An 11,899-nucleotide genomic window follows, 5' to 3' on the forward strand; every position below is an offset into this window, starting at 1 on the left:
CATCGTCCGCGGCGGGCATCCTGTTTCATGTGGCTTTGGGTAACCGGACCAGCACACCTGGGCAGGTCAGCGGCCCGCGGTCACTTGAGCTTGGCGAGGATCATCGCGGCGGCCCGGTCGGCGCGGGCGCAGTCCGGCGCGGTCGCGGATCCCGCCCGGACGTCGTTGAGCAGGATGACGGATCGGTCCGAGATGCCGAGGAACTGCTTGCACGAGCCGTACTTGGCCTCGGTCTCGCCGTTCGCCCGGATCAGCGGGTAGCCGTCGACGGTCGCGGTGGACCAGGTGTCGCAGCGGGCACTGGCCGAGCTGCCGCACTGGGCGTAGAGCACCGCGAGGCCGCGATCGGACATGACCTGGACGCGGAGGAACTCCAACGGCCTGGGGTTGCCGGGGTCGGCGCTGAGGTCGCATGCCTTGCGCCCCGCCGAATCGTCCACACGGGACACGGCGAGGGCGAGTTCGGCGCGCTGGGCGTCGCCGAACAGGGTGCACGGGTCGTCCGCGAACGCCTTGGCGTCCAGCGGCGCGGGTACCGCCGGGATGTCCAATGTGGACGGTCGCGAGCTGCCGGACGCCGCCGGGCCCGCGGCGGTCGGGCTTGACGACGAACAACCAGCGGCCAGCAGGGCGGCGAGCACCAAGGCGAGCCTCATCGCTTCGGCCCCCGCAAGCCCTGCCACAGCGGACCGTCGTCGTCGAGTTCGTCCTGCTCGCGACGGGTCGCTTCCTCCTGCTCGGCCGCGACCTTCTCCGCCGCCATCTCCACCGCGACGGCATCGAAGTCGAAGCGCTGCAAGGCATCCATGCTGTCGTGCACGTAGTCGGCGTACACCGAACTGGTCGCCACGGTGTGCCAGGTCATCGTGCCGTCGGCGATGCCGGAGCCGATCTCCCGGGTGATCGGGTCGGCACTGGTCCGCATGGCCTCGACCAGGAGCTGCTCCAGCTTGGCCTCATCGTGCGCGACGTGCTCGTACCGCGTGCCATCGGCCAGCTTGATCAGCTCGGCCAGGTTGGGCGGAAAGTGTTCAGGCATCGGCTTTCCTATTTCGGGACGTCGATCGGGCGGGATGGCAGCGACGGAAGTGTGACGCCGCTCTGCAGGTTGCCGAAGTCGGTCTGCGCGGCCTTGACGACACTGATCGCGGTGTCCAGCTTGCCGATGATGTCGCACAGCGTGCGGATGCCGTCGATCACCCGGTGGATCTTGTAGCCCGCGAACAGCGCCGCGAGGCCGGTCACCGGCAGGCCGACGCCCGTGGTCGCCGCGCCGCCGCCGACCGCGGCCGCGGCGGCGGCCTGGATGGCCGAGTCGCCGATCTGGTTGAGGATGTTCACCGCGGCGTCGCGCAGCTCGGTCATGTCCGCGGACGCCTTGACGTAGGTGCCCGCGAGCTTGTCGACCGGGCCCCACACGTCGTTCAGCGGGGTGGCCATGTTCATCAGGTACACCGCCGCACCGTTGCCCGCGTTGCCCTGCCAGACGCTCTCGGTGCTCTGCGAGGCCCACTGGATGTTGGTCGCGGTCGAGTGCGCCGCGTGCCCGACGTTGCGCAGGATGTCCGCCGCCGCCCGCACCCCGGCCCAGTCCCCGACGAACGGCTTGACCAGCTCGGCCTGCGGGTCGTACGGGTGTTCGAGCCAGCCGAGCCAGACCGCGACGTTGCTGACCGTCTCGATGGCGTTGCCGATCTGCGCCATCGGGCTGAACACGTCCCACCAGTTCGGCGAGCCGTCGAGCTCGGCGTGGTAGTCCTTCGGCTCGGCCAGGTGCGTGGTCGGCTCGGTGACGTCGCCGAACGACCCCGTGCCCTCGGGCGGTTCGATCGGCACATAGCCGGTGTGCTCGCGGATCTCGGTGACGTTGGTCTCCGGGTAGGTGCCGTCGAGCTTCTCGGCGGAGGCATTGTCGGTGTTCTGGTAGTAGTTCGCCGAGTCGGTCACCGCCTGCGAGACGCCGGTGAGGGTGGGGTTGCTCAGCTTGCCGAGCCAGTCGGACAGTGCCTGGTAGGACTCCCGGTGGCCGCCGACGAGCAGGTTGACCAGGCCCTCGCCGCCCGCGAAGTTCTCCATCTTGGCGAAATAGGTCTTGCTCTTGTCGACGTCCTCGCGCGCGCGGTCGAGCAGCCCGGCCAGCTCGCGCAGGGCCGCCGGTTGGACGGTGAAGGTCATGGCTGTCGATCCCCAGTGTCGAGACGTTGGACTGATTGGCCGAACGCAGGCCGACGCTACCCGACGTCCGGGCACCCGGCACCCGAACGGCGGGGATCACACCGGCCGGTGCCCAGTCAGTCCGGCTACGCGGCGGGCGCGAGCTGCTTGTCGATGAACCCGGCGAGCTTGCGCGCGGTCGGGTGGTCGAACGCGACCGAGGCCAGCAGCGGAATGCGGAACGCGGCCTCCAGCGCGTTCTTCAGCTCGACCGCGACCAGTGAGTCCAGGCCCATCTGGGCGAACTCGGCGTGCGAGTCGAGGTCGTCCAGGTCGGCGAAGTGCAGCACCTGGGCGACTTTGGCGCGCACGAACTGGCCGATGGACGCCAGCCGCTCGTCGTTCGGCAGGGCCGCCAAGGCGTCCAGGTCGAGCGCTTCGGCGTCTTCTACGCCCGCGCGGACCAGTTCCTCGCACAGCGCGGTGACCGCGGGCGTGGCCAGCACGACCCGGTTCCAGTCGCGCTCGCCGACCGCGGCCTGCACGGTCGACCCGCCGAGCAGCGCGACCAGCGTGCGCATTGCCTTGGCGGGGCTGAAGAACTTGATCCCGTCCGCGTCCAGCGCGTCGGCGTGCTCGTCGCCGAGTCGGGCCGAGGTGCCCACTTCGGACATGGGGCCCCAGTTGACGCCGAGACCGGGCTTCCCGCCGCGGACCCTGCGCTGCACCAGGTTGTCCAGGAACGCGTCGGCCGCGGCGGAACTGGCCTGGCCCGCGCCGCCGACCAGCGCGGCCGCGCCGGAGTAGGCGACGAAGAAGTCCAGATGCGGGCACGATTCCCCGGCCTCGTGCAGCAGCCAGCCGCCGTACACCTTGGCTTGGAAGAGCCGGTCGAGGCTCTCCCAGGTCTGGGCCGAGACCGGCGCGTCGGCCGACTCGCCCGCCGCGTGGATCACGCCACCGACCGGGTACGGGCCGGCGGCCAGTTCCTCGTTGATCCGCCGGACATCGTCGGCGTTTCCGACATCTCCTTGGTACAGCGTCACTTCCGCTCGATCGCGGAGCCGGTCGAGCAGCGCGGCGACCTCTGCGGGGGGAGCACCGGTCCGGCTCACCAGGGCAAGCCTGCGGGCGCCGAGGCTCACCAGCTTCTCCGCGGTCACCAGCCCGAACGCGCCGACACCGCCCGCGATCAGGTAGGTCCGGTCCGGCCGGATGGCGACCTCGCGGGACGCCGGGGCGTCCTGGTCCACGAAGGCGATCACCAGCTTGCCGACGTTGGCGCCCCGGCTGAGCACGCCGAACGCCTCCTCCACCTCGTCGAGCGAGTACACCGTGGTGGTGATCGGGTTCAGCGCGCCGTCGGCGATCTGCCCGGCGACGGCGGTCAGGATCTCCTTGTTGAGCCGGATCACCTCGGCCACCGGCAGCTCGCTGAAGTCGAAATTGTGGTACTCCACCTGGGGATGCGCCTGCGCGACCTGCTCGGGCGACCAGACGCCGACCTTGCCGAGTTCGACAAATCGGCCGTGTGGAGCCATTGTGCGCAGGCTCGCCGGGATGTGGTCCTTGTTCAGGCTGTTGAGCACGATGTCGACGCCCGCGCCGTCGGTCTCGCGCAGGATCTGCTCGGTGAAGTCGAGCGTCCGCGAGTTCATCAGGTGCCGGACGCCTTGGGCGCGCAGGACCGGCCACTTGTGCGGGCTCGCGGTCGCGAACACCTCCGCGCCCGCCGCCCTGGCGAGCTGGACGGCGGCCTGGCCGACGCCGCCCGCGGCCGCGTGGATCAGGATCCGGTCGCCCTGCTTGATCTTGGCCAGGTGGTGCAGGGCGTAGTACGCGGTGACGTAGGCCGAGGCCAGCCCGGCCGCCTCGGTCTGGCTGAGCCGAGCGGGCTTGCGCACGGCCGCCGCGGAGGGCACCGTGACCCGGCGCTGCATCAGGCCCGCGTAGTTGACGATCACCTCGGCGCCGACCTCGAACTCGGCCGCGGGCCCGGCCGCGATCACGGTGCCCGCGCACTCGAAGCCGAGCGGCTGCGGCTGGTACTGCACGCCAAGGCTTTCGGCGTGCTCCTTGAGCATGCCGAGCGCGTTGAGCACGTCCTTGAAGTTCAGCCCGGCGGCGTGCACCCGGACCTGGATCTCGGTGTCGACCGGCGCGGCGTCCTCGACCGGGACGGGCTTGATGTTGGCGAACCGGCCGAATTCCCGGATGCTCAGGGCGAAGTTCGCGTCGTCCTGGCCGGTGGGGCCGGTGGCGAGCAGCCTGCGCACGTGCCGATTGCCGTCGCGGTAGGCGAGTTGGAACTCGCCGCCGTCGCGGGCCTGCCACTCGTCCACCAGGTGCGGGTCGCCGCCCTCGGGCAGGTCGACCAGGGTGGCGCGCAGCTCCGGCCGTTCGGCCAGCAGGGTTTGGCCGAAGCCCCACAGCGTCGCGGCGGCGGGTCGGGCGGCCGAGTCGACGGTGTCGCCCGGTAGCCACTGGGCGCGTTCGGTGACCAGCCACAGCCGCTGGTCACCAGTGTCCATTCGCGACAGCAGGGACAGCAGATCGCGGTAGTTCCGCTCGCATTCCGCGCGCAGGGCGGGCTCGGTGACGGGACCGTTGTCCGGCCGCCAGAACCAGCAGACATCGGTGGGCGCCTCGGTGCGCAGCACTGTGTCCGCGTCCTGCGCGGTCCGCGCGAACGACAGCCGGACGCCCGCCCGCTCGGCCCGCTCAGCCGCGGTGAACTCGTTTCGCCCCACCAGAAGCACGTGCCGGGGCTGCTCGACCGCCTGCGCCAGTTGGGATCGCTTCAGCCAGGCGGGCCGCTGCAGGAAGCTGCGCCCGCCACTGTCCGCGAGCCGCTTGAAGCCCAGGTCGAGCAGTTCGACCACCGGCTGCCCGTCCTCCAGCACCAGCAGATCGGCGGACAGGTCCACGCCGACCGCCCGCGCCTGCTCGGCGGTGCGCAGCCGCAGCAACACGCGCAGGTGCGCGGACTTGGGCTTCTTGGCCAGCCGCAGCTCGCCGAAGCGGATCGGCAGGTAGTTGTGCCCGTCATCGAGCAGGCTCGCGATGGTGTGCAGTGCGCCGTCGAGCACCGCGGGCGGCAGGTTCTCCATCCCGCCGGTGTGCTGGCCGCGCAGGTCGCCGATCGCGAAGTCGGCCGCGTACCTTGTGGTGGAACGGATTCGCTGGAAGTGCGGGCCGTAGCCCATCCCCACCGCGGCGAACTCCGGGTACAGCTCCTCGATCAGCCGGACGTCCTCGGGCACCCCGGCCTCGGCAGCGCGCGCGACCAGGTCCCGTCCCGCACGCGCGAATCCGTCGACCGAGCGCGCGGCCAGGGTCGCGGTGGCGTGGCAGCGTTCGACGGCCTCGCCCTTGCCTGCCACCCGGCTCATGATCTGCACCGTCCCGGTGTCCAGGGTCAGCCGGGTGCGAACCTCGGTCAGCCGCTCGGCGTCGAGGAACAGCGGTTCGCTGATCCGCACGTCGGTCAGCGGGCGCCCGGTCTCGCCGTAGACCGCGTCCTGCAGGGCAAGCAGGATCTCGATGTAGCCCGCGCCGGGGAACACCACCTGGCCGGACACGACGTGGTCGACCAGGTAGGCCGGGTGGTGCGGGCTGAACTGTCCGCGGAACTCGCGGACTCCGGTGGAAAGCTGTTCCGGGGTGGAGATCTCCGCGCCGAGCAGCGGGTGGTGCGTCGACGCGTCCATAGTGGACGCCGCGATCCGGGCGCTGTTGATCGGCAGCCAGTAGCGCTTGCGGTCGAAGCCGTAGCTGGGCAGCGTGACCTTCCGCCTGGATTGTCCTTTGTGGATGGCAGGCCAGTGCACGGAGGCGCCCGCGAGGTACAGTTCGATCAGCGTGGCACGGATCGCCGCGCCGTTCTCGTCGGTCGGGTGCAGGCAATGCGCCCACCCGTGGTCATCGGCCGACACACACTGCTTGGCCAGCGCCGTCAGCGCCGCCGACGGTCCGATCTCGACGAACACGTGCGCGCCGCGCTTCTCCACCGTGCGCATGCCCGCGGCGAAGTCGCCCGACTCCGTGGCCTGGCGCGCCCAGTAGTCCGGCTTCGAGATCTCCGCCCGCCGCGCCACCTTCCCCGACAGCGCCGAGATCATCGTCAGTTTGGTCTCGTGGAAGGAGATGCCGCTGATGGCGGCGCGGAACTCCTCGACCGCGTCCGCGCCCGGCGCGGCCACGAGCCGGGCCCTCGCCGTCACGAGCGTGACCGCGTCCGCCAGGGTGAACAGCCCCGCCACGGTCGCGGCGACGACCTCGCCGACACCGGTGCCGACCATCACGGTGGGCCGGACACCCCACGCCAGCCAGAGTTGCGCGAGGGCGTACTCGACGGTGAACAGCGCCGAGTCCGCGGACTGCTCGGCGAACAGCCGCGCACAGTCCTCAATAGACTCCCGATACACCGGAAACTGCTGGTACAGCGCCGATCCCATCCCCGGATACGGTGTTTCGTTGCCACTGAACAGGAATGCCGTCTTGCGGATCACACTGGACCCCGCGCCGTCGTCGTCGGCGGCCAACCGGTCGAGCAGGTCGGTGAGCTGCTCGCGGCGCTCGACCACACCCGCGACCCTCAGCCGGAAGTGCGCGCGGCCGACGTTTCCGGTGTAGCAGAGGTCGCCGAGGTCGGCGTCCGGGTGCTCGGCCAGGTGGTGCCGGAACCGCTCGGCCTGCCGCCGCAGCGAACGCCGGTTCTTCGCCGACAGCGTGAAAACGTGGCTGCCACCGGCAAGCGCGGGATCGACGGACTCGACGGGCGCCTGCTCAAGCACGACGGTCGCGATGGTCCCGCCGAACCCGAAGCTGTTGACCACGGCCCGGCGGCTCTCGCCCTGCCACGGCGCGCACTCGGTCGGCACGGTCACCGGGTAGAGGTCCCAGGGAATCCGGCCGGACGGGGTGGCGAAGTTCAGGTGCGGGTAGATGACGCGGTCGCGCATCTGCAGCACCGCCTTCACCACCCCGACGATGCCCGCGACCGACTCCAGGTGCCCGACGTTCGTCTTCACCGAGCCGACGACGACGGGGTTGTTCTTGGTGTGGGACTTGGCGAACACGTCGTTGATCGCGCCCATCTCGATCGGATCGCCCAGCGCGGTGCCGATCCCGTGCGCTTCGACGTAGGAGATGTCGGCGGGCGCCAACTCCGCGTCGGCCAGCGCGGCCCGGATCACCCGGACCTGCGCGTTGCCGTTGGGCACCGAAAGCCCGGCCCCGTCGCCGTCCTGGCCGATCGCCGAGCCGCGGATCAGGGCGAGGATGGTGTCACCGCAGCGTTCCGCGTCGGACAGTCGCTTGAGGACGAACGCGCCGCAGCCCTCCGCGCGGACGTAGCCGTTCGCGGACTCGTCGAAGGTCTTGCACTGCGAGTCGGGCGAGAGCATGTTGGCGTGGGAGAGAATGACCGAGGACCGCGGATTGTGCAGCGCGTTCACCCCGGCGCACAGCGCGATGTCGCACTCCCCCCGACGCAGCCCGACAACGGCCTGATGCAGCGCCGTGAGCGACGAAGCCCCCGCCGTGTCGACCGTCATGCACGGCCCGTGCCACCCGAGAAAGTACGAAAGCCTGCCCGACATCGGGAACAACGTGCTCCCGGCCGCGAGGTGCCCGTCGAGTTCCTCGTGCTGCAACTGGTCGAACTGCATCGCGTAGTCGATCGACCCCGCGCCGACGTACACCCCGCCATTGCCCCCGCGCAGCGCGGTCGGGTCGATGTTGGCGTTCTCCAGGGCTTCCCAGGTGGTCTCCAGCAACATCCGCTGCTGCGGGTCGGTGTACTGCGCCTCGATCGCGGACACGTCGAAGAAGGCGGCGTCGAACTCGTCGATCCGGTCCAGGAATCCGCCCCCGACACTGCGAATCATGCCCTTGACCGTGTCGTCCTCCGAACTGAACGCGGCCGCGTCCCAGCGATCCGCCGGCACCGGCCCGATCCCGGACCGCCCCGCCCGGAGGAACTCGGCGAACTCGTCCGGCGTTTCACTGCCACCGGGAAACCGCAACCCGATCCCCACGATCGCCACCGGCTCGTGCTTCTCGAAATAAAGATCCCTGGCCGAGTCGACGCGCGGTTCCTGACCGGTTCCCGTTGTGTCCGACATGCCACAGTTCCTTCCACAGATGATCGCAGCGGCGCACGATGGGCCCCCCAGTCGCCGCTACCAGGTCGTTCGGACTGTGTCGGAGGCGAAGCCCGGTTCATCGGCACAAAGGCAAACACGTCCACCTGACACCTACCTGATGACCGCTTGACCGTCGCGCCGCACGTCGCGGGCGAATGATCACGCTGGACCGCACCGGTCCGCCGTTCCCTGATCTTGTCCTGGGTGGGCCGAGTGCTTACCGGACACATCCGAACGAGTGGCCTGTTGCCGAGGGGCGGATGCGCCAGAGTGCTTCCAGGCCGAGTTCGCATGCGCGGGCTCATTGCTGAGCAAGGCGACCTGGAGGGCGCGACCGCGACGCTTCACCAAGCGATCGACGTGATCGAACTGACTACGTCTATAGCGGCAACATCCCACCATCGCCCTTCGGTAGCCCCAACTCCTTGAGGAAACCGATACGCGCGTTAATCGCCGCAGAGAAGTGCCGCCAGTCGAGACTCTCGACTGGTTCGGATGGCTTCGACTCAAGCGCTGAGGACGTCACGTAGCACACCGAGTCGTAGATGCGTTCCTCCATCAACCGCTCGCAGAACACCCCGAAGCGCTTCTGGTATGAGCTGCCGTGCCAGACCCTCGCTACAGGGAAGGCACCCTTCTCGATCCGAACCGGGGATCGTGAGCCGGCACCATCCTCCATGAAGTACCCGAGCCACGGCTTCTCGCCAGGGAACAGCTTCTCCAGCGCCGCGCGCCGAAGATCGACCGCACTGCCAAGGGCCTCTTCGACCCGGTTGTTGTAGTTGTTCCCAAACGACGGCCCGCCGAGCGCCTTCAGCTCGAATGCCGCCACGAGGGTGTTCTCATGTGCGACAACGAGGTCCCACTGCTTCTGAGGGCGGTAGTAGCCGGGCAGCTCAAGCCGCTGACTCTTGGTGACCCGGATGTCCTGCGGCGGGTAGCCGGCTTCAAGGAAGAACTTGGAGAGGAGCGCGGCGATGGTGTCGAAGTGCTTCCCGCCACGGACCGAGCCAGCAGTACCCGCTCCCACCTTGTTCTTGATTGCTGACAACTCGTTTTGAGTCTGCTTGGCCCCCCAATACGCGGCAACGGCATCTTCAAAGTCTTGGCGGGTGACCGTCAAACAGCTCTCCTAGTCGGGTAGCTCGCTGAGTCCATAGGTGCGCATGGCGGCGCTTGTCGCGGCCTGCGCGTCACGTCGGTCGAAGGCGTCCGCCAGTGCGGTGCGATCGACCTCGCTCATCATGGAGGGGTCGGGCACACGAATCTTGCGGAGATACTGCGCCTGGAATCGGAGGGTGCCACCGCGCATCTTGACGGCGTACGCAGACACGAACGCTTCGGCAACCTTCGACAACAGCAGGCCGCCAAGGACTCGTAGGTCCCACACGTCCGACACGACGAAGTACAGGTTGTGGTGAGGGTAGTGACCGCCATCGTCCAGGACGGGATGAATGGTCAACTTCATGTCTGGGAAGAGAAGCTTCGGCCGCACGGTGAGCTTGTGGTCCACCTTGTCGATGGTCTTGTACCACCGGTCGGGTTGCTTGACCGCGATGTAGCGCTTGCGCAAGTCGCCGCCATGCTGCGCGAAGTATCGTGCGAGACGCGGGTAGTCCCGAAGATCGACCAAATCGCCGTCAGCGGTCCACGGATTGACCAGGTATGCGCCGTGCCAATTCAGTACACCGGTTCGGGTGTCGCGCACCATGCTGAGCGGGAGGAGTCGATCGTCCTCGACGTCTGGCTCGTTGTCTCGGTAGGTGATGAACACCTTATCGGCACCAGTCGCGATACCAATACCTACCCGTGTCCCCGTCGACCTGTCCTCAAGCAGCCCGAACCTGTCACTGAGGTCTTCTAGCATGGCCAAACGCGCAGGCGAAGCAGCGGGCCAGGAATCCTCTCCCGAGAACCAGTGCGGCAAACGGGCCGCGTGGAATGCCTGCTCGCTCACGTGCGGGTGATGTGACTTCCCCGCCCAAGCAACCAGTGCCTGGGCCTCCTTTGCGCCAAAAGTGCCGTTGGTATCTGCGACAATGGCCGGGCCTTGAGGTTTGTTGCCGATGATGGTGATAGCGGGATAAGCCGAGACCTGTTCCTTGAAAGCGTCCACGTCATGCATGACCAGTACAAGATCGACGCTGTATCGCCGAGAAACCAACTCGCGGAGGTTGCGGCCGTACTGGTTGCGCATCCAGCGATCGGCGCAGATGAATCCCATGTGCCCGCCAGGTTTGAGGCTTCGCAAGCCGATCTCATAGAAGCCGACATAAATATCCGCTCGACCACCCATCGTCGGACAGTTCGCCCGGTAGGCGCTCATCCGGGCGTCCGGTACGTCTTCGAGACGGATATATGGCGGGTTGCCAACCACGAAGTCGGCGCTCTGGACGGCGCACTCCCGTAGCAGGTAGTCCCCCTGGCCAATCCAACTGTGTACGACCTTGACGACCTCGGATGACGCCCAGCCGTCGGCGAGCAGCAGTCCAGCCACGAGTTCGCGGCTGTGCTCGACGTTCCGGTGAAGCAGATCGAGAGCCTCGACCGCGTGCGCCGCGTCCAGCAGGGAGCGCCTGTGGTAGCGACAGGAGGCACTAAGGCGCTCGGTGATCGATGCGAGGAAGGCACCGGTCCCGCAGGCCGGCTCCACGATGACCATGTCGGCGAGATTCCGGTCTGCCGTGTAACCCACCAGATCCAGGATCGTCTCGACCACCCAGCGACGCGTGAACACCTCGCCGTGCTCGATCGCCTCCTGCAGCGACCCTGGCAGGTGAAGAGCTTCAAGATCGAACAGCTCGCGGGTCGCCATGACTCGAGACGATAGCCAGCTCGAGTCATCGCCCTGAGCATTGGGCCTTCGACCGGCCGCTCGGTCCTGGGGACAACCTCAGTATCTAATCACCCTCGGCTTGCCTCCCGTCTCCATGAACTCTCTCAGCCCTTCCCGAACCTGCTCGATCGAATCTCTACATCGGCGTTCATCTCGGTAATCTGCCCCAGGTAGGTGCATACGACCGGCGCACTCCAGAGGTGCCATGGCGTCACGGCTGCTATGCGGGTGGGTCGTCGACTTCTCCAGTGACGGCCAGCCGTTGTTGTGCCCGTTCTTGCAAAGCTTCGCCGAGTTGGATCAGGCGCCTGCCCAGGCTGCATTCGGCAGCGGCCGACAGCGGCTCCACCCGTCCGGCATCGACGTCGAGTGTCCGCACCACGTAGAGCCCGATGTCCTGATTCAGGGTCGACAGCTTCCCGATGAGCGTCAGTTCATCGCGCCACTGCTCGCCGCCGGTCATCACCACGTCCCGCCCCGACCGCGCATGGCCACCGTGTGCGTCAGTCGGACGACAAACACCACCGCCACGGTGAGCGTGAACCCGAGTAGCGGCGTCACGACGCTCCACCGGCCCCGCCGGGCGGCACTGTCTGGTGTACGCAGAGCTGCTCGGCTGCCGGTGGCAGCCCGCCGTCCATGACCAGGATGGCGGCGCCCCTACGTCGGATCTGCCGCACCAACTCCGTCACCACGTCGACCCGTGGCGACAGATGCGCCCCGTCGACCACCACCACCCCGGCAGCACTCGGCAAATCCA

General features: G+C 68.2%; 8 protein-coding genes. All 8 read right to left on the bottom strand.

Going from position 1 to position 11,899, the window contains the following annotated elements; translation table 11 throughout:
• Positions 1 to 80: 80 nt before the first annotated feature.
• Positions 81 to 656: a DUF3558 family protein gene (locus ACT4N7_RS14975; RefSeq protein WP_444829325.1), complete on the bottom strand. Its 576-nt coding sequence runs from the start codon at positions 654 to 656 to the stop codon at positions 81 to 83.
• Complete coding sequence (locus ACT4N7_RS14980; RefSeq protein ID WP_444829326.1) at positions 653 to 1,039, bottom strand: hypothetical protein; 387 nt, start codon at positions 1,037 to 1,039, stop codon at positions 653 to 655. The genes ACT4N7_RS14975 and ACT4N7_RS14980 overlap by 4 nt, the downstream gene beginning before the upstream one ends.
• 8 nt (positions 1,040 to 1,047) lie before the next feature.
• Positions 1,048 to 2,175, bottom strand: coding sequence for a hypothetical protein (locus ACT4N7_RS14985; RefSeq protein WP_444829327.1), 1,128 nt, complete (start codon positions 2,173 to 2,175; stop codon positions 1,048 to 1,050).
• Positions 2,176 to 2,300: 125 nt separating this feature from the next.
• Positions 2,301 to 8,282 carry a type I polyketide synthase gene (locus ACT4N7_RS14990; protein ID WP_444829328.1) on the bottom strand — a complete coding sequence of 1,994 codons (5,982 nt, stop codon included), beginning with the start codon at positions 8,280 to 8,282 and terminating at the stop codon, positions 2,301 to 2,303.
• 400 nt (positions 8,283 to 8,682) lie between these two features.
• On the bottom strand, positions 8,683 to 9,426 hold the full coding sequence (locus ACT4N7_RS14995) for a PaeR7I family type II restriction endonuclease (protein WP_444829329.1): 744 nt from the start codon (positions 9,424 to 9,426) through the stop codon (positions 8,683 to 8,685).
• A gap of 9 nt (positions 9,427 to 9,435) precedes the next feature.
• Positions 9,436 to 11,118 carry an Eco57I restriction-modification methylase domain-containing protein gene (locus ACT4N7_RS15000; protein WP_444829330.1) on the bottom strand — a complete coding sequence of 561 codons (1,683 nt, stop codon included), beginning with the start codon at positions 11,116 to 11,118 and terminating at the stop codon, positions 9,436 to 9,438.
• A gap of 241 nt (positions 11,119 to 11,359) precedes the next feature.
• Positions 11,360 to 11,602 carry a hypothetical protein gene (locus ACT4N7_RS15005; protein WP_444829331.1) on the bottom strand — a complete coding sequence of 81 codons (243 nt, stop codon included), beginning with the start codon at positions 11,600 to 11,602 and terminating at the stop codon, positions 11,360 to 11,362.
• A gap of 94 nt (positions 11,603 to 11,696) precedes the next feature.
• A partial coding sequence (locus ACT4N7_RS15010) for a hypothetical protein (RefSeq protein WP_444829332.1) occupies positions 11,697 to 11,899 on the bottom strand: 203 nt, incomplete at its 5' end.

This window comes from Actinokineospora sp., from assembly GCF_052390155.1.
Lineage (GTDB): Bacteria > Actinomycetota > Actinomycetes > Mycobacteriales > Pseudonocardiaceae > Actinokineospora.